The sequence below is a fragment of the Pseudoalteromonas agarivorans genome (genome assembly GCF_024518735.1).
Taxonomy (GTDB): domain Bacteria; phylum Pseudomonadota; class Gammaproteobacteria; order Enterobacterales; family Alteromonadaceae; genus Pseudoalteromonas; species Pseudoalteromonas atlantica.
In genome coordinates, this window is record NZ_JANIGJ010000001.1 from 309,934 (window position 1) to 329,332 (window position 19,399).

Here is a 19,399-nt window from a genome sequence, read left to right on the forward strand (position 1 = left end):
AGAGGGGATATTTTATAACCGGCTTTAATTTAAAAAAGCCGGTTATATCAGCGTTTGTACTATTTACCGTAGCGTTTTTCGTACATGGTCGATGTGACGTCTTTTACCGCCTCAATCATTTTAGGGTAAGGAATATCGGTGCCCGTGACAAAGCCGATATTGGCATTTTCACCATCAAAGGCTCGACCAGATACCGGTTCATCAACATACTGAAACCAATGCGCGCCTACCATATAAGGTTTTTCGAGAACGCTTTGCATGTATTTTTTATACATGGCTGCACGGTCAGTTTGATTAGCTGCATGGACAATGCCTGGGTTGAACAAGCCAGAGTCGGTTGCAGTTCCGATATGAAACTCGCCAATAACAACGGGTAAATCAACATCTTCTAAAAATTGCCAATAATGATCTTGCATGCCTTCTTCGTAAATATTAAAGCTTAAAACATCTGAGTATTTTACAGAGGCTTTAATAATTTCATCGGGCATACCCCAATTAGCCATACGAGCGCCCATATATAAGTGATTAGGGAGCTTTTTAGCTAAGGTGCCATTAACCACTTTAAAGTATTGCTCGCCGAGCATTTCTAGCATTTTAGAAATATCAGCTATTTGTGCATCGCTGTAAGTGGTAAATGTTACGCCCTTGTCGAGCTCATCCCAGTTAGCGATATCACTTTGCCATGCTTTATTTAATGCAGTAATTGAGTTGTATTTTTGTTTAAGGTGCGTAGTAAAAGCATGCTTAGCAGGGCTATTCGCTGCATTTTTAGAAAGTGCATCGAGTATGATCCCATAACGCTTTTCAACACTGCCTTCACGCTCGCCCCAACTTTTCTCGTTATCTATAAAAATACCGATACACCAAGGTGATGCTTTAATTTTTTGTGCTATAGCATCGATTGTTATTTCGGCGCGTTTTTTAAATTCAGGGTCGTATACGTCAGGCATTAAACCCCAGTGGTTGGTGTGGCCAGAAAGGGTTTTAAAATCACCAATAATCCAACCGTTAGCAAAATAAGGCACCGATTCTTTATCATAAAAAGCCGGATCGACCCAGTTACCAAACGATGTAAACCCCCAATCCTTCATGCGGTCAAGTGTTACATCATGCCATTTATCTATGTACGATTTAGGTGATGTTTCGCCGTAGCGACGTTGTAAATTTGCACGATAAAAGCTATATGTTTCGCCATGTACCACAGGGCCTTTATGGGTTGAGCGTCGGTAGCTATAATGCTCGCTCAGTGGCTCATCGTAATCCGGCAGCCATTGGAACATATTATGACGCAGCTCAGAAGTAATAAAGCGGCTCTGGCGAGCTTGCTCTGAGACTTTAACAATGCCCATAGAATCTTCGGGGGTGATCTCATCACTGCTGCGATTACGTACTGAGTCGTCTTTAAAGTCTACCCCGGTAATTGTTGTTAGGTTAGCCATACGGACATTAGCGGGACCATGAGAGAAAAATAAATACCCTTCAGGGTCGACCATCCACCATTTACCGTCTACTTTTTCTGTTCTGAAATAGCCTGTAGCCTCTAACTTAGGACCGTTGGCGTAACCACCAAATCGTGAGCGGTCGCTCATGCCTTTGGATTTTGCAAGTTCAGCTAGTTCACTATCAGCCAAACGTTTAAGCTGCTCATCTGAGGTGATTGTCAGTGCATTGGTTTGTTTACTGTATTGACCATATTTGTCGATGATATTAACCATCCAATTTGGATCAGACGATGGGTTTTCTCTTAGTTTTATGTCACCAATCAATATCGACTTATCTTCTAAAATGCCAATGGTAAATAAGTTCATTGCGCTAATTTTAGTAAAGTCGCCACCATCATCACGCCAAGAGCGCCACACCATTAAGCGATCTTTTGTTTGCCAAGGTGGCACATCTCCCCACATACCGGCATTTGTTTGTGCTTCTTTGCCAGCTAAAGGAAAATACACCGTCCCTTGGTAATTAGCAGGTAAACTCACTGAGCGGCTTTGTAGTTGACCATGTGGGTTTTCTAATGACAAGTAAATATGTATAGACTCTGAGCTAGTGTTTTGTACATCAAATGCTAAATTATAGTTATTATATGCCGACACATCCCACGGGCTCGGTGGAGCTATTTTTAGCTCAGAAATATTTCCCTCAGCTGAAAAATTTAACACTAATGGTTTATTATTTGCTGACTCAATCAGTTGATGAGATGTATGACTATCAAAAAGCCAACTTTGCTGTTGTTGATCTGAAAAATCAACCAGCTTGGTCAGTGTTTCTACCTCAGTAAATGGGTCTGCTTGTGAGATAACTGATGGCTTTTTCACAGGCGCTTTATGTGTATCGCTGCAACCATTGGCAAACACACAGGCTAAGCTTAGCGCAATTAAATTAAGTGTCATTGAAGGGCGAGGTGTTGTCATTATAGTTTGGTCCTGTTGTAAACTAGAATGAATAACATACGATCATTGTTAACAATAAACAATGATCGTATTCATATTTATCACTTTTAATTCTGTTTTATTAACTTCATTGGGTAGCTGTTGGACGAATTCCATTGGCCAACATATAAATTGTCATCTTGATCTACACAAATACAGTGCACATGATTAAATACTTGCCAATCAGTTTGCATCGGTTGTAGTTGACCATCTTGATAAACAGGTTGTGGTGCACCCACGTTAGCGATGATTTTATTTGTTTCGTCAAAAATACTAATAAAACCTGAATCATCGGCATTGCGATTATCAACGTGTGACCAACACACCGGCGCATAAAAAACGGATCCCTTGAATACGGGACCACCAATGAAAGCGCCATTAGCACTGATTGTTTTAAGGTATTGGCCATCTAAAGAAAATACTTTTAAACATTGCTCAAACCGAGAGCTTACAAGCAAAGTCGGGTTATTTTCATCACGTAAGTCAATTTCAATCCCGTGCGTATTTTGTAAGTTGTAGTGACTATCGCTGTTATCGTGTCCTCCCCAGTGTTTTATATAGCGGCCTTGTTTATCAAAATGAAGTAAAAAATCGCTACCGTAGCCGTCGGTTACATACAAATCGCCATCCGGGGCAATGGCGATATCAGTGGGGCGAAAAGGTTGCTCAGGTGAATAAGCGCCATAAGTTTGTGGGTGGCCAATTGTATAAATTAGCTTGCCGTCTAGGGTCATTTTGGCAATAAAACCAGCTTGTGGTATTACATTGTTGGTAGGGCTGTCCCATTGTTCTTTGCTGTGACCATCCCAATGTCGGTTTACGACCCAGCCACTATCGACAACATATAAATACTCTTGCTCGCCTTCTTGCACAATTTTAATGGCATGGCCACCTGGGAACAGGGTACCAAATGCATCCAGTAACTCACCTTGTTGCGAGTAAACTAAAATGTTATTGCGCGTGTTATCAGTGATCATAAAAATACGCCCTTGCGAGTCCATCACCATGGCGTGACAATTTTCGATGGGGTAGACTTCGGGGTCTAATTTACCCCAGTGCGCATCTATCTTGTATTGGTAGTTACCATGACCCACTATTTTGCCATGCGGGTCTTGTCCGTTTTTTGGTATTGCGTGAGCAATTTGTTGTTTTTGTTGTAAAGTTAACTGTTGGAGCATTGTAATTTCCAAATAAAAAAACCAACTCAAAGTAAGGGCTAACACTCTTTGAGTTGGTTTGGCTAGAAAAGGGTGGCTATCCTGGGTGATTTAAAATCGCATCATCATCAACCCGATCGAGAGGATAGTAAATCGCTTCATTTTCTTTAAATGATTGATTGCTGACGGCGTTATAGGCACAAATCATTGACCAACGTGGCTCAGACGCTCTATTTTGATTAGATTTATGTAGCAAATTACAGTGGAAAAACAGCACATCGCCAGGCTCAAGCTCAACGTTAACCAGCTCATGATATTTCATAGCCTCTTCGACAAACTCTAAGCACGCGCCTTTTTGATCGCCAGTTTTGCTGTGATCTAAACGGCCTAAATGATGAGAGCCTTTTAAAACTTGTAAGCAGCCATTTTCAATCGTTGCTTTATTAATCGCCACCATACAACTGATTGCTTTAGGGTAAAGCATATAGTTATCACGATGCCAGTAACCAAAGTCTTGGTGCCATTCCCAAGCACCGCCTACAAAGGGTTCTTTCATCATAATTTTGGTGCTGGTATGGTAAACCTCTTCGCCGATAAGGGTTTCACAGACATCTACTAAACGACGGCCACGGGAAAACATACTGTAAAAGTCATCTCCCGTTTTTTGCCATAAACACACTTTACTTACTGCACCATCGGCATCTTTTTTATGCCATGCTCGCTCGTATAACGAATCGTCGTTAAAGGCGGTTTGTTGTAAGCGCGCAATTTCTTGCTCATTATAATAGCCTTTTGCAATAACGTAGCCGTCTCTATGAAAGTCAGCAATTTGTTGTGGTGTGAGTTGTCTGTTGTTCATAACTGGGTGTCCTGTTAGTGACTATTTGTTGTAAATTGTTGACAATGATGTATCGGTTTATTTAACCGGTCAAGCTGTAATTTATATAAAAATATGGTATTCATATATGAATAATAGTGGTATTAATTAACTAATTGTTTCTGCAAAAATTCATTGTAAATACGGTAGAAAAATTATTTTTTAATTCATATATGAAGATGAAAAATTGATTAATTTTTGCGCTGATGGTGGTTTATGAACACAAAAGTAAAAAATAAATACGCAGTACCCGCGTTAGATAAAGGTCTCGATATCCTTGAGTATTTGGCGCATAAGGGCAGTGCATGTTCACAAAGTGAAATAGCGGCTGGGCTTAATCGCAGTCCCAATGAAATTTATCGGGTGTTGGTAGGTTTAGAGTCTAGAGGTTATTTAATCCGGGATGAGTTTTCTGGCCGGTATAGTTTATCGCTAAAGCTTTTCAATTTATCCCGCTCTATTTCGCCGGTGGATCAAGTACGCCAATGTGCCATTCCTTATATGGAAGATTTAGCGGTAAATTTAGGGCAGTCATGTTACTTAACTATGCTGTATCAAAGCCAAGCCATGACAGTAGCTCAAGCACGTAGCCACAGTGAAATGCATTTAAGCATTGCTGAGGGATCACTATTTAAGTTGTGTCAATCAACACCTGGCAAACTGCTGTTAGCAAATAGTAATAGTGCAGTACGAGAGATGCTTATTGATCATGATGACGTTTACAGGGAATACAAAAAGCAAAATGAAATCTTAAACGATTTAAATATAATCCAAGAACAAGGATACATAATACAACGCAACCCACTTATTAATGGTGTTAACGACTACAGCTTTTTAATAGGGAAGCCTGAAGCAACGTTAATAGCAGCACTCACAATATCGTCATTCGAAACCCCCTTTCACGATGCGCTTAACCAGCAAAGTATTATTACTGAGCTAAAAGCGGCCGCTAATAGCATTACTTCTATATTAATAAGATAAAGCGATTAACTTATATCACACCTTTTGTGATAAGCAGTTTGGCAAAGTTATTTTATTACTTATTGTGTAACAATAAAACATAAGCATTAAGCACCCATGCTCTATAAAGAGTATTTGTTACTCAATTAAAAAATCCTAGCTTATATCTCTAATTTTTAGCGCTATTAATATTACTGGGCGCTCAACTTCTTATTTTTATACCTCCAGTCCCCGTATTTGCTCAATAAGGCACTTTCTGTATTTGCTCTTAATTCACGATGATTAAAAAACGCCCATAAATTGTAAAATAAATACGCAATTTATTTGACTTATGTAGCAAAGTTACTTTACTGTAAAGTTAATTGTTAACAATATTATGGTAACAATAAGGCATCTCGTTAAATATTAAACAACAATTACACTCTACAAACACATTATTTAGGTGCAAAAATGACTCACACACAATTTAAATTAAATGCGATTTGCGCAGCTATGCTACTCACATCCACATTGGCTAATGCTGAGCAACAAAACGATACATCAGCGCAAAATGATTTAGAAGTTATTCAAGTAACCGGTATCAGAAGTGCTCTTAGTAAATCTGCATCAATCAAACAAACTTCATCGGGTGTGGTTGATGCCATTTCGGCAGAGGATATCGGTAAATTACCTGATACTAATTTAGCAGAATCATTACAGCGTATTAGCGGCGTATCTATTGATAGAGCCAATAACGAAGGTAACCAAGTAACAGTGCGTGGCTTTGGTCCTAGTTTTAACTTAGTGACTTTAAATGGCCGCCAAATGCCAAATTCGTCGGTATTACAAGAAGCCGGTGTGTCACGTAGTTTTAATTTTAGAGAAATTGCAGCTGAAAGTGTCTCTGGTGTAACTGTTTATAAAACAGGTAAAGCGAATGTCGCATCGGGTGGTATTGGTGCAACCATTGATATTAATACCGCCAAACCATTTGATTACGAAGGCTTTAAAGCGTTCGCGAATGTTAAAGCGATAAAAGACACCAGTTCAGAAAAATCCAATGTTACACCTGAAATATCCGGCATGATCAGCCAAACATTTGCTGATGATATGTTTGGGGTATTGTTGTCAGTTTCTCACTCAGAGCGTGAAAGTGGTCGTGAACGCGTTGGTACGTCGCAGGGGTGGGTTAAAAATCGCGCTAACCCAGATGGTGTAGATAGCAGCGCTATTGATACATCAGCAAACCCCACAGGGACCTATTGGGTGCCTTGGACCCCAGAAATGGAGCGCTTTGAAACGGAGCGTACCCGTGATAACGCTCAATTAGTATTACAATTTGCCCCTACAGATAATATAACTGCTACGTTTGACTACACTTTATCGCGTTTTGAAGAGATCAGTGAAACCAACAAAATGTCGTTTTGGTTTGATAATCCAGGCGGTACAGCAGATCAAAATGGTACTTTAGTGGATATCACCAATGCCAATGATGAGCTTAACTTTTGGGCATGGGAGCTTTACGAGAAAAAAGAAAACGACTCTTTTGGTTTAAACTTAGCGTGGCAAGCATCTGATTCGCTTAAATTAAGCTTCGATGCCCATGATTCAACCTCTCATTCTAACCCTGACGGTACAACGGCCGAAACAATTGCAAATTTAAAAAATGTGCCTGGCTCTGTTGATTTGATTGGTGCTAACTTCGCAACTGAAGTGCCCAGTATTACTATTGATGACTCATCATTACCGGGCGGTGCTTATAATCCTGATAATATCGTATCGGATCTGTATCAGCGCCGCGGCTACGAGATGAAAAATAACATCAAGCAATATCACGCCAGTGGTATGTGGGAAAACTTAAACAGCGGTGCAATTTCAGCGATTCATTTTGGTGCTATGTACACTGATTATCAAATTGATACTTATTTATCCGAGCAATTTTCATTTGTAGATATTCCGTTAGATAGCTTAGGGCTGACGTTTGATGACGCAGCAGGTTTTGCTGATGGTTTTTCAGGCTCTGATCAGTTGTTCCCTTATATGCCAAGATACAGTGCCCATGACTTTGTGGATATTGTTAAAAACGAAGGTCTATTTATAGAGCCTAATGTTTCTACTAATGGTGTACAAGAACAAACAATGGCGTTTTATGTGTCATTAGATGTAAGTACCGAGTTTAATGATATTCCAATTGATATGAATGTTGGGGTACGTTACGAAAGCACGGATGTAACCGGTTATTCAGTGAAACCAGCTATCATCGCGCTTAACTATCGCCATGCTGAAGAGCTACGTCCTGTGTATGCAGATGAAGCCACACCTCAAGAGCTAGAAGGTGAATACACGCGTATTTTACCAAACCTTGATTTAAGTGCTGATCTCGATAACGGCTATAAAGCACGTTTCTCATACAGTAGAACGCTAGCTCGTGCAGGGATTGATGCTATGTTCCCATCTACCACAATTAATGCACGTCCTGAAGGCCCATTTGATGCCTCACAGGGTAATCCAAATCTATTACCGATTACCTCAGATAACTTTGACTTCTCGTTTGAGTGGTATGGTGATGATGGCAGCTATGCATCTGTAGGTTACTTTAAAAAGTTTGTTGAAAACTTCATAGGTGCAGGGGTGGTACAAGGCACACTTGATGACATTAACGGTGAGCCGCTGCGCGATCCAAGTGTAAACCCACGTCCTGGCTGCCCTGACAGCAGCGATGAGCCTAACCCAGACTGTTTGAGCCAACCGTCTGATCCGGTTGTTACCTTTGATATCTCAACACCTGATAACCTACAAAATCGTGAAGTAGATGGTTGGGAATTAAACGGTCAGTACATGATTGAAGATACTGGTTTTGGTGTTGTTGCTAACTATACCATAGTTAATAGTGATGAAGAGTTTGAACCGTATAACTTTGATCAAACTATTGCACTGGCAGGCTTGAGTGACTCTGGTAATCTTGTTGGTTTTTATGAGAATGACGATTTCCAAGTGCGTCTTGCTTATAACTGGCGCGACGAGTTTCTACTTTCGCTAGGCACAGAGCCTACGTTTACTGAAGCTTATGGTCAGCTAGACTTTAACTTTAATTACACCATTAATGAATCGTACTCAGTTAACTTTGATGCGTTGAACTTGACTGACGAAACCGTTCGTCGTCATGGTCGCTTTAGCGAGCAGTTGATCTCTGCTGAGCAATATGGTCCACGTTATAGCATAGGTTTCACTGCTAAGTGGTAATGAGCTAAATTTAAAGAGCAAGGCACTGCTAGTCTTGCTCTTTTTATTGGCTATATAGCAATAATAGAGGTTGCTATGAATGATACATTAAAATCAATTGTAATAGTCGGTGGTGGAACCGCTGGTTGGTTAAGTGCGGGGATTATTGCAGCCTATTTAAAAAAACATCACAGTCTTAATTATCACATTACATTAGTTGAATCAGCTGATATAGCAACGGTTGGCGTCGGTGAGGGAACATGGCCGACCATGCGCAGAACGTTACAAAATATGGGGGTTGATGAAGCGCAGTTTATTAATCAATGTAATGTATCGTTTAAACAAGGTGCCAAATTTGCTAACTGGCATAGCACAAAAGAAAACGACTTTTACTACCACCCGTTAATGATGCCACAAGGGTTTGCAGATAATGATTTAGCCACAGCTTGGCTTCGCCAAAACACTGACTCAGCAGCACCGCATAACCATTTTGCAAATTTTGTTTGCCCACAACACGCATTGTGTGAGCACAACCTAGCGCCTAAAGCCCTAACAACTCCACAATACAGTGGTGTGGCAAATTACGCATATCATTTAGATGCTGGCCTATTTGCCACATTTTTAAAAAATCATTGCATCAACCACTTAAATGTAACACATGTAGTGGCCAGTGTTTTATCGGTAAATAATAACGCTAATGGCGATATACACTCCTTAAGTTTGGATAATAACACGGCGCTTTGCGGCGATTTATTTATAGATTGCTCAGGGTTGAAATCTTTACTGTTAGGTGAGAATTTAAAAATCGGCTTTAAATCATGCAAAGACATTTTGTTTGCTGATAGCGCATTAGCAGTACACATGCCGTATGACGATGAAACTCAGGTGATTAGTTCACACACCATCTCTACAGCACAAACAGCAGGTTGGATATGGGATATTGGCCTGCAGACACGTCGTGGAGTAGGGCACGTTTACTCAAGCCGCCATATCAGTGAGCAAGAGGCCAAAGAGCAGCTTTTTGATTACTTAAACATCTCGCCCGCTAAGCGGGCTGACTTTAATGTGAAAAAAATTAGTTTTGAACCAGGACACAGAGAAAAGTTTTGGCACAAAAACTGTGTGGCAATTGGTTTGTCGGCTGGATTTTTAGAGCCATTAGAGGCGTCGGCCTTATTGCTGGTGGTAATATCCGCTAACTTTATAGCAGAGCAATTACCAGCTAACCGGCAAGTCATGGATATAACTGCCGCACGATTTAATCGCACCTTTAGCTATCGTTGGCAGCGTATTATCGATTTTTTAAAGCTGCACTACATGTTAAGTGAGCGAACCGATAGCCTTTTTTGGCAGCAACATTGCGCTGAGCAAAGTATCCCGCAAAGCTTACAAGATAACCTAGCGTTATGGCGAACACATATCCCTAATGACAACCACTTTGATTATTCTGTCGAGGTATTTCCGGCAGCAAGCTACCAATACGTTCTGTATGGCATGGGCTTTAAAACGGCGACGACCCATTATGGAAATCATCCTCGCGCGATTAAAAAAGCGCACAATCTAGCAACTAAAAATACCAAAGATACGGCTGAGTTAGTGAGTAAATTACCGGATAACCGCACATTATTAAAACAAATCAAGCAGTATGGTTTACAAAAAATTTAGCTAAATCACCGCATTTAAATGAGCAACTTTACGATGACAAACGCAACATTATTAGATAAAAAAACACACGCAAACTTATACATAAACAATGCGCCAAGTGCTGAATTTGGTGACAATATCAATTACATTCCCATAGTGGCTGATGAGCTAAAACAATTGGTGCTAGATTACCCTGTGTATTTTATGAAAAACCCACAGACAGGCCAGTTTGAACTGTTTGTTTTAACCGGCTTTACAGCGGGAGAGAATCTATTTTTGCAGCAAGGACGTTGGCGAGCGCAATACATTCCGCTGCACATCAAGCGCCAGCCGTTTAAACTGGGTCTACGTGATGCCACGATAACCGAGCCTACGGATAACGATTTAGCAGTGCTTATTCACCAAGATCACCCACGGGTTAATGAAAACACTGGAGAGCGGATTTTTGATCAGCAAGGAGAGCCCACAGCTTACTTGAATGCTGTTTGTGAGCAGTTAATGACATTAATGCACGGTAATAAGCGCACTAGCGCGTTTATTACAACCTTGCTAGAGCATGAGCTGCTAGAAGCCGTACAACTGAGCCTCACTCAACAGGGTGAGAAGCAAACGTATAATGGTTTATACGTTATTAACGAAAAAGCATTAGCACAGCTTGATGCACATGCGCTTCAGTCATTACACGAAATGGGCTATCTGCAAGCTTGTTATATGATTATCTCTTCAACAGGGCATATACAAAAGTTAATAGGCTGGCTTAACGAAACACCTTAAAACAACCGAGCATATAGTGGTGAAAACTCAATAGGTGGCTTGTTAAATCAATTGAAGTACTTGAGCCTATTAATAATCTATAGCTAAAGGCAATAGGACTAGATGAATAAAAATAAAACAGTGCGTTGGGGAATTGCCGGGCTTGGTAGTATTGCGCAGCGTTTTGCTTTCGATTTAAAAAATAATGTAAATAATGCAGAGTTATATGCTGTGTCATCGCGCTCTCAAGAAAGAGCGGATAAATTTGCCAATGAGTTCGCTTGCCAGACTGCGTATGGTGATTATAAATCGCTTGCAGAAAATCCACACGTCGATGTTGTTTATGTGGCGACTATTCATCCATGCCACAAAGAGTTAGTAGCTTTATTTTTAGCTCATAATAAGCATGTTTTTGTAGAGAAGCCAGCATTTACTAATGTCAAAGATTGGGATGAAATGCTCAATTTAGCAAAGAGTAAAAACCTTTTGCTTATTGAGGCAATGAAATCAGTTACTTTTCCTGCTTATCGTGAACTGCTTAAATTTATTAAAAGTCATAATCTGGCAATTACTTGTATTGAGGCTTCATTTGGTACTAAGAATGAGTTTAATAATACTAATCGTCTATTTGATCCAAAACAGTGTGGAGGTGCCACATTAGACGTTGGGGTATATCCTCTATGGCTATATGTCGATATTTGTCGTCAGTTAAATATTCCTCTACAGAAACCCTTAGTAAATATTACGCGAGATAATCCAATATCAGCCGTTGATGAAATGGTCTACTTTGTATTTAACACCAAGGTACAAGGTAATCTATCAGCTTCAATAACCAGAAACTTACCAAGTAAAGCTGTTTTATCAGGCCCAAATGTTGAGATTATCATCCATGAAAAATGGTGGAACCCCCAAATTATTGAGATCACGCACTATGGAGCCAAACAAAAAATTGAAATTGATAGTACAGGGGAAAGCTTTGAGTTTGAGATAGAGCATATTTCAACGCTTATCTTAACGAACAAGTTAGAATCTGATGTGATACCTCATGCTAACAGTCGCGCAGTCATTGAGATAATGGAGCAAGCGTTGATAGCCAATGGTTATCAGCATTTGGTTACTGCTCAGAATGTTTGACGCTACTTAGCTTTGAGCGAAACGATAAATCAATATTATGAGATTTAGGTTTTATTGGCGGATGCTATAACCATGAGTAGTGACGGCGAATGAATTATATGGTGGGTTTAAATGTCTTCTCTTAAGCGCAGCGCCTCATAATCTCTTTGTGAATAATAACTAAAAGGGGTTTTATTGGCTTTAAAACTAAAAAAGCCACTTTGCAGCGGCTTTAATTCAGCATAAAATTTATTTCATTACTTGATATTGTGTTTAATCGCTTTGATTGCAGTGGCGCTATCTTGGGCTTTTAGGGCTTCAAGAATTGCGCGGTGTTCGTTAACACACTCAGAACTTGAGGTAATACGTTTGTAATTTAAACGCATACGCATGACATACGGATACCAAATATTAACCAGTTCTTCACCACCAGCTTGGTAAATTAAATATTGGTGAAACGAGATATCGATTTTTGTGACTTCAGTGTAATCTTCACGCTCCAAGGCATCTTGCAACGAAGCTAAGATATCTTCTAAATCTGCAAAGTGTTGCTCATTTAAACTGCCGTTTAACTCGGTTACGGCATATTCTTCGATACTGCGGCGAAGTTTGATCATTAACTTTTGCAGTTTAGGGTCGAGTACACTGTTTACTGATGCGCCACAGTTATTACGTGAAATCAATAAACCTTCTTTCGTTAATTGCAGTATAACATCGCGGATAGGGCCACGAGATAGGCCAAATCGTTCTGCTAATTCTTTTTCATTTAATTTAGTTTGTGGGGGCATCTCACCAGAAATAATATCTGAACGTAGCTGCTCAGCTATCTGATCTTTTACAGATAAAATTTTTGTTGGTTTAGTTGCGGCCATATTTTTTCCTACGTTTATTTTATGCTTTGTTTTTCTTTACTTAGTGTATATAAAAAAAAGCGAATGGTCTATTGTCAACACATTACAATAGACCACTATTTAAGCTTATTTTTTAAATCGACGCTCGTACATTTCGTTGTTTATAGTTTTTGCCGCTTCGACCATTTCAGTATAGGGGCGATCTGTGACTGTAATAAAGCCAACGTTATAGTTTTCTCCATCATAAGCTCGTCCTGTAATAGGTGAGTCTATGTATTGGAACCAGTGAGCACCAATAAAGTATGGATTATCAATCACTGAACGCATGTAATCTTTGTACATTTTAGCACGGTCTTGTTGATTTGACGCATGGATAAGACCAGGGTGAAATAGGCCAGAATCTGATGCGCCTACATGGAACTCACCAATAATAGTTGGCTTGTCGAATTCGCTTAAGAATTCCCATTTTTTAGGTTTAATGCCTTCTTTGTATGCATTAAAGCTTATCACATCAACATGCTTTGCTGATGCTCTAACGACTTCAATGGGCATTCCCCAATCAGGAAAACGTGCGCCTAAGTACAAGTGATTAGGTAAGTATTTATCCATAGCTGCATCAACAACGCTAAAATATTTATCGGCGTAAGCGCTTAGCATAATTGAAAAGTCAGCCAGTTGGTCGTTGTTTTTAACATCCACTTTCACGCCTTTATCAAACTCTTGCCATGAGGCTAAATTTAAATGCCACACTTTATTGAGTTCGTTTATGTCAGTGTATTTTTGTTTCATTAAACGTGAGAATTCAGCTTTAGTTGGCACTGTGGCGGCGTCTCTGCCTAGGGTGTTGATCACGATACCATAATGGCTTTGCACTGAATCAGGGCGACCAAAGCTTTTTTCGTTATCAATAAACACGCCTACTGCCCAAGGAGAGTTTTTAACCTCTTTAGCCACATTTTCTACTGTAATATTGGCACGCTCTGTAAAATGCGGGTCGAATACGTCAGGCATTGCACCCCAAAAGTCATTACCGCTTGAAACGGTTTTAAAGTCGCCGATGATCCAGCCATTGGCAAAGTAGGGAACTTGCTGATTATCGTAGTAGCTTGGATCTGTCCAGTTACCTAGTGAAGTAAAGCCCCATGTGATCATGCGTTTTAAGGTTACTTCACGCCATTTTTGCATATAGTCGCTATTGTTTTGACCATATTTACGCTCTAGGTTGGAAGAATAAAAGCTGTAAGTTTCACCATGAGCGAGTGGACCAGAGTGAGCACTCTTACGGTAACCATAGTGTTTACCCATTGGCTCATCGTAGCTGGGCAACCATTCAAACAGGTCTTTACGTACTTGTGATGCGACAAAGCGACTTGCTAGGGCTTCTTTATTCACTTGGTTTAAGCCTTTAGAATCTTCCGGTGTTAAACCTGATTCATTGGCACTTTTGAATAGGGATTGGTCAAAATCATAGCCAGTTAAGGTAGTGGAATTGGCAAGACGAATAATATCTAAACCCGTTGCCAAATAAAGGTAACCGTCTGGGTCAACCAGCGACCATTTACCCTTGTATTTTGCTGTTCTAAAGTAGCCTGTTCCTTCAAGTTTTGGCCCTTGTGCCCAACCGCCAAAGCGTGAGCGATCTGCTGGACGCTGTGATAGCAGCTGTTGCGCTTCTTGTTTTTTATCTGCGATTAATTCGGCTTCAGAGTCTACTTTGTAGGCAAAGTCTTGTTTTGCATTTTGGCCAAACTTATCAACAATGTGGGTTAAAAATTCAGTATCGAATTCAGGGTTGCTACGTAAATCGATTGATTTTATCTGTAATGCTTTATCATGTAATGCGCTTTGTACACTCAAAGAAATCTTAGTGATCCCTTTTAGGTTTAAATTCTTTTTGCCCCACATAGAGATAAACTGAGTTTCATCGGATTGCCATGTTGCAGGATTAGAGCGTAAGCCTGAGGTAAAGTTAAGCTCTACATTTTCTTCTCCCTCAGGAGTGGCTAAATCATGGCCATCAAGTTTGGCATAATAAGTATTAAAGCCACCGATAGGTACATTCACTGTGCGGGTATAATTAGCACCATCAATATCTGAGATATCTAAGTAAATTTGTACTGAATGTTGGCCTGGGTTTGCAAGCTCAAAGGCAATATTGAAATCTTTAAATTGGCTCCAATCCCATGGGGTATCCGGGGTTAATGTGATACCTGAATAGAGGTTTTGCTCTGAATCAAATGCAACATTAATCACACCAGCATCATTAGTGACTCTTGCGCCGCTGGTTTTTATTTGTACAGCGGTGTTAGCTGTATGTTGGTCATCATCTAACAGCTGCAGCAGGGTTTTGCTGGTGTTTGTTGCTTGTGATGCCACGGGTTCTGACACACTGTTTGTCTGCTGATTACATCCTGTGAGAGCGAGTAGGAGTGCGGTTACAGCTAGATTTTTTTTATGTTTCATTGTTGTCCAACCTTATTTAAGTATTTAACACACCATACACGAAAAATCATATATTGAAAATTGTTAACAAAGTGCAATTAATTTGGTTTTACCTGAATTCATCTAATTTATTGATTTTTAATAATTAAAAAGTTTAAAAAAATTATAAGTACAAATCTAATTTGCTAGTTTTTTTAAAATATATGTTGCATACGAGTTAATTATGAAATAACCTCAAATCAATCGCTCATGGTTAATTGTTAACAATATCCAGAGCGGCATGCACTGATTATTAATTTCTCAATTAACACACAATGATAACAACAAAATTGGATAAAGATGTATGAATGGTAGCAACCGTAATGTGTTCTTTTTCGCTTTGGTGGTCGCCTTTGGCGGTTTTATTTTTGGCTTAGATGCTGCTTTGATCTCAGGAACGGTTCGTTTTGTTTCTGCTGAGTTTAATTTAACTGATATACAAATAGGCACTGTGGTAAGCGCTCCTGGTTTTGGCGTGTTATTCGCCTTATTGATCACCGGGTATATATGTAACGTATTTGGTCGTAAAAATACACTGATTGGCATTGCATTCATTTATATATTTTCAGCTATTTCTTCGGTATTAGCGCAAAGTTACGAAGCGTTAGTGATTGCACGTTTTATTGGTGGATTGGCATTTACGTCTTTATCAGTGGCTGCAATGTATATTGGCGAAGTAGCCCCAGCTAAGTACCGTGGCAAGTTGGTTTCTATGATCCAAATAAATATTGTTGTCGGTTTATCTGCAGCCTATTTCGCAAATTATTTACTCGTTGAGCTATCACAAAGTAGTTATCAATGGGTCAGTACTTATGCAATGCAAGATAACTTATGGCGTTGGATGCTGGGTGTTGAAGTTATTCCTGCTGTTATTTGGTTTTTATTGTTATTTACTATTCCGCAAAGCCCTCGCTGGTTAGTTATGAAAAGCAACGAAACACGTGCAAAAGCGGTGTTATTACGCTTAACCAAATGTAGTACGCTGGCCGCTGAACAACTGCAATCCATAAAGTCGAGTTTAACCGACTACTCAGATAGCGGAAGCTACTTAGCTTCATTCAAACAGTTACTTGATAGTCGTGTTCGTGCTGCTGTGATTATTGCGTTAACAATAGCATTGGTACAGCAAGTCACTGGGATTAACGCCATTATGTTTTATGCGCCAACGGTGTTTGAGCAGTTGGGTGTGGGGACTGATGCGGCCTTTTTAAATGCGGTGTTAATTGGTTTGGTTAGTATTGTGTTTACAGTGGTGGCTATTGTTTTGATTGATAAGCTTGGCCGTCGACCTTTAGTGATTGGCGGTTTAGCAACGGCAACGTTGAGCTTATTTATGTGTTATATCGGCTTTAGTCAAGCCGAGTATAGTCTATCAGCAGAGCATATTGCTGAATTTTCGAACTTAAATACAGTGACTGGGTTAGAGCAATTAATTGGTCAGGTATATCACAGTGATGTTGAGTTTAAACGTGCTTTGGCCACGGTGTTCTCTGCAACCCAATTACAAGGTTTTGAAAGTGATTTAATACAACGTGCGGCAACAATTAATGCCCCACTTATTTCACTCGGTATTGCAGGTTTTATTGCCGCATTTCATTTTTCAATCGGGCCTATAATGTGGGTTATTTTTTCTGAAATATTCCCAACCCGTATCCGTGGTGTTGCCATTCCAACGTTTGCCTTTATTGCAAGTGTTGTGAGCTACTTAGTTCAGCAATTTTTCCCTTGGCAATTAAATAATTTTGGTGCGGCGAATATCTTTTTGTTTTATAGCATTAGTGGCGTGATTGGTTTTGTCTTACTTTATAAAATTATGCCAGAGACGAAAAACAAGTCGATTGAAGAGATTGAAGCGCAATTAGCCGGTGTATCAGCTAAAAAAGTATTGGAGGGTGTGTGAGTACTTTATTAGCGATAGGCGAATGTATGGTGGAGCTGGTTCCTCAAGGGATCAGTGAATGCAAGCAATCGTTTGCCGGAGATACGTATAACGCTTTAGTTTACGCCAAGCGTTTTGCACAGCAGCTAAATTGTGAATTATTTACAGCGGTTGGTGAAGACGTATTAAGTGTCAACATGCTGAAAAAATGGCAACAAGAAGGCATTAGCGCTCAGCAAGTAATAAAAACGGCTACGCATAATGTAGGGATCTACGCGATTTCAACAGATCAACAAGGTGAGCGTAGTTTTGATTATTGGCGTAATCAATCTGCTGCTAAACATATGATGCAACTGTTTGCTGCCAAGCCATTTGATTTAGGTTTAGGCGCAAGTGATTGGGTGTTTTTTAGTGGTATCAGTTTAGCCATTCTTGATAATGAATCTAAACAAGCATTACTTGATTTATTAGCCAGTTTAAAACGACAAGGCTGCACCATTGCGTTTGACCCTAATTACCGTGCCCGTATGTGGCAATCAAAAGAGCATGCAATTGACTGGTTAGAGCGCGCATACCAAATCAGTGATCTCGTATTGCCTGGGCTTGATGACCACCAGACCTTATTTGGCCACACGGATATTGGCGAAATAGTCCAGTATTGCCAACAATTTGCTGTTAATGAAGTGATAGTAAAAGCCGGTAATAAAGGCATGCAGGTGTTTTGCCAAAATAGCTTAACGGCACAGTGCTCATTTAATCCTGCGCCACAGCAAGTTGACAGCACCGCGGCAGGCGACTCTTTTGCGGGCACTTACTTAGCGGCCAGAATGACTCATCATGAACCACAAACCGCATTACACATGGCTGATAAAGTTGCCTCACACGTTGTGCAGCATCAAGGCGCCATTTTACCTTTTGACGTTTACCAAGCGCTTAAATTAAACAGTGCAAAGTAAGGAATAGACATGTCTGATAATCAACAAAAATTAAGTTTAGCGAGCCGCCGAGCAATCGAAAGAGGCTATGACAGCCGAGGTCCTCAATGGTTAACAGAGTTTGATGTAGCGCCTTTAAAAGGTGATTTTGCTTATCAAGAAGGGGTTATTCGCCGTGATCCGTCATCAGTTTTATATATAGATGGGCTTTACCACTGTTGGTACACCAAAGGCGAAGGCGAAACGTTAGGTTTTAATGCAAATGATCCCGAGGCAAAAGTATTTCCGTGGGATTTAACACAAGTGTGGCATGCCACATCGAAAGACAGTATTACGTGGCAAGAGCAAGGCGTTGCTATTGCACGTGGTAAAGCCGGTGAATATGATGACCGTGCCGTATTTACACCTGAAGTATTTGCTCATCTAGGTAAGTATTATTTGGTTTATCAAACAGTTGAAACACCTTATACCAACCGTCAATACGAGCATATTGCCATTGCTCAGGCCGATTCTCCTTTTGGCCCATGGCACAAGTCAGCTGCGCCAATCGTTAGCCCAAGTAAAGATGGTGTGTGGTCTGGGGATGAAGACAACCGCTTTGCCGTTAGTAAAAAAGGCAGTTTTGATAGCCATAAAGTACACGATCCATGTTTAGTGTTTTTCCAAAATAAATTTTACTTGTATTACAAAGGTGAAACGCAAGGAGAGGGGATGAACTTTGGCGGGCGTGAAATCAAACATGGGGTTGCAATTGCTGATGACGTAATGGGCCCGTATGTAAAATCAGAGTTTAACCCTATCTCTAACAGTGGTCATGAAGTGGTGGTGTGGAACTTCAGAGGCGGAATTGCCAGCCTGCTGACAACGGACGGCCCTGAAAAAAATACCATTCAATTTGCAAAAGACGGTATTAACTTTGAAATAATGGCGCATATTAAAGGCGGGCCTGAAGCCATAGGTTTATACCGCCCAAGCAAAGGCTTTGATGAAAACCCTGCGCCAGGTCTTAGTTGGGGGCTGTGTCATAAATATGATGCTAGTTGGAATTGGAATTATATTTGCCGTTTTACACCGCGTAAGCAAGTGCTTGATGCCGGCACATTTCAAAATAGTAATTAA

The 19,399-nt window shown here is 40.2% G+C and carries 13 protein-coding genes; 8 read left to right on the forward strand and 5 right to left on the reverse strand.

The window, feature by feature from the left end; all coding sequences use genetic code 11:
• Nucleotides 1-59: 59 nt before the first annotated feature.
• From NQT65_RS01375 to NQT65_RS01385, 3 genes are all read right to left on the reverse strand, one after another.
• Complete coding sequence (locus NQT65_RS01375; RefSeq protein WP_256850314.1) at nt 60-2,411, reverse strand: agarase; 2,352 nt, start codon at nt 2,409-2,411, stop codon at nt 60-62.
• A gap of 86 nt (nt 2,412-2,497) precedes the next feature.
• Nucleotides 2,498-3,607 (reverse strand): NHL repeat-containing protein, encoded by a 1,110-nt coding sequence (locus tag NQT65_RS01380; protein ID WP_256850315.1) that lies wholly within the window; start codon nt 3,605-3,607, stop codon nt 2,498-2,500.
• A gap of 76 nt (nt 3,608-3,683) precedes the next feature.
• Nucleotides 3,684-4,445, reverse strand: coding sequence for a phytanoyl-CoA dioxygenase family protein (locus tag NQT65_RS01385; RefSeq protein ID WP_126007309.1), 762 nt, complete (start codon nt 4,443-4,445; stop codon nt 3,684-3,686).
• Between the two features lie 234 nt (nt 4,446-4,679).
• Between NQT65_RS01385 and NQT65_RS01390 the strand changes: the two genes are divergently transcribed.
• The 5 genes from NQT65_RS01390 (at nt 4,680) to NQT65_RS01410 (ending at nt 12,155) form a co-directional block, all read left to right on the forward strand.
• On the forward strand, nt 4,680-5,444 hold the full coding sequence (locus NQT65_RS01390; RefSeq protein ID WP_126007307.1) for an IclR family transcriptional regulator: 765 nt from the start codon (nt 4,680-4,682) through the stop codon (nt 5,442-5,444).
• 429 nt (nt 5,445-5,873) lie between these two features.
• On the forward strand, nt 5,874-8,645 hold the full coding sequence (locus NQT65_RS01395) for a TonB-dependent receptor (protein WP_256850316.1): 2,772 nt from the start codon (nt 5,874-5,876) through the stop codon (nt 8,643-8,645).
• A gap of 75 nt (nt 8,646-8,720) precedes the next feature.
• The gene (locus tag NQT65_RS01400) at nt 8,721-10,289 is read left to right on the forward strand and encodes a tryptophan halogenase family protein (protein WP_256850317.1); all 1,569 of its coding nucleotides are present in this window, start codon (nt 8,721-8,723) and stop codon (nt 10,287-10,289) included.
• Nucleotides 10,290-10,322: 33 nt separating this feature from the next.
• On the forward strand, nt 10,323-11,042 hold the full coding sequence (locus tag NQT65_RS01405) for a SapC family protein (protein ID WP_256850318.1): 720 nt from the start codon (nt 10,323-10,325) through the stop codon (nt 11,040-11,042).
• Nucleotides 11,043-11,144: 102 nt separating this feature from the next.
• On the forward strand, nt 11,145-12,155 hold the full coding sequence (locus NQT65_RS01410; RefSeq protein WP_256850319.1) for a Gfo/Idh/MocA family protein: 1,011 nt from the start codon (nt 11,145-11,147) through the stop codon (nt 12,153-12,155).
• Nucleotides 12,156-12,391: 236 nt separating this feature from the next.
• On the opposite strand, the gene NQT65_RS01415 is transcribed toward NQT65_RS01410, so the two are convergent.
• Nucleotides 12,392-13,006, reverse strand: coding sequence for a GntR family transcriptional regulator (locus tag NQT65_RS01415; RefSeq protein WP_096041592.1), 615 nt, complete (start codon nt 13,004-13,006; stop codon nt 12,392-12,394).
• A gap of 105 nt (nt 13,007-13,111) precedes the next feature.
• Complete coding sequence (locus NQT65_RS01420; RefSeq protein WP_126007297.1) at nt 13,112-15,448, reverse strand: beta-galactosidase; 2,337 nt, start codon at nt 15,446-15,448, stop codon at nt 13,112-13,114.
• Between the two features lie 322 nt (nt 15,449-15,770).
• Here NQT65_RS01420 and NQT65_RS01425 point away from each other — a divergent pair, with 322 nt between their 5' ends.
• The 3 genes from NQT65_RS01425 to NQT65_RS01435 are packed head-to-tail and all read left to right on the forward strand — an operon-like array spanning nt 15,771 to nt 19,399.
• The gene (locus NQT65_RS01425) at nt 15,771-17,366 is read left to right on the forward strand and encodes an MFS transporter (protein WP_126007295.1); all 1,596 of its coding nucleotides are present in this window, start codon (nt 15,771-15,773) and stop codon (nt 17,364-17,366) included.
• Entirely contained in the window at nt 17,363-18,301 is a 939-nt protein-coding gene (locus NQT65_RS01430) for a sugar kinase (RefSeq protein ID WP_126007293.1), read from the forward strand. The genes NQT65_RS01425 and NQT65_RS01430 overlap by 4 nt, the downstream gene beginning before the upstream one ends.
• A 9-nt stretch (nt 18,302-18,310) precedes the next feature.
• Nucleotides 18,311-19,399, forward strand: a complete 1,089-nt coding sequence (locus tag NQT65_RS01435; protein WP_256845067.1) for a glycoside hydrolase family 117 protein — start codon at nt 18,311-18,313, stop codon at nt 19,397-19,399.

Bases quoted from the DNA above. Each gene is read 5' to 3' on its own strand.
- NQT65_RS01375 (WP_256850314.1), bottom strand. From the start codon at position 2,411: ATGACAACACCTCGCCCTTCAATGACACTTAATTTAATTGCGCTAAGC.
- NQT65_RS01380 (WP_256850315.1), bottom strand. From the start codon at position 3,607: ATGCTCCAACAGTTAACTTTACAACAAAAACAACAAATTGCTCACGCA.
- NQT65_RS01385 (WP_126007309.1), bottom strand. From the start codon at position 4,445: ATGAACAACAGACAACTCACACCACAACAAATTGCTGACTTTCATAGA.
- NQT65_RS01390 (WP_126007307.1), top strand. From the start codon at position 4,680: ATGAACACAAAAGTAAAAAATAAATACGCAGTACCCGCGTTAGATAAA.
- NQT65_RS01395 (WP_256850316.1), top strand. From the start codon at position 5,874: ATGACTCACACACAATTTAAATTAAATGCGATTTGCGCAGCTATGCTA.
- NQT65_RS01400 (WP_256850317.1), top strand. From the start codon at position 8,721: ATGAATGATACATTAAAATCAATTGTAATAGTCGGTGGTGGAACCGCT.
- NQT65_RS01405 (WP_256850318.1), top strand. From the start codon at position 10,323: ATGACAAACGCAACATTATTAGATAAAAAAACACACGCAAACTTATAC.
- NQT65_RS01410 (WP_256850319.1), top strand. From the start codon at position 11,145: ATGAATAAAAATAAAACAGTGCGTTGGGGAATTGCCGGGCTTGGTAGT.
- NQT65_RS01415 (WP_096041592.1), bottom strand. From the start codon at position 13,006: ATGGCCGCAACTAAACCAACAAAAATTTTATCTGTAAAAGATCAGATA.
- NQT65_RS01420 (WP_126007297.1), bottom strand. From the start codon at position 15,448: ATGAAACATAAAAAAAATCTAGCTGTAACCGCACTCCTACTCGCTCTC.
- NQT65_RS01425 (WP_126007295.1), top strand. From the start codon at position 15,771: ATGAATGGTAGCAACCGTAATGTGTTCTTTTTCGCTTTGGTGGTCGCC.
- NQT65_RS01435 (WP_256845067.1), top strand. From the start codon at position 18,311: ATGTCTGATAATCAACAAAAATTAAGTTTAGCGAGCCGCCGAGCAATC.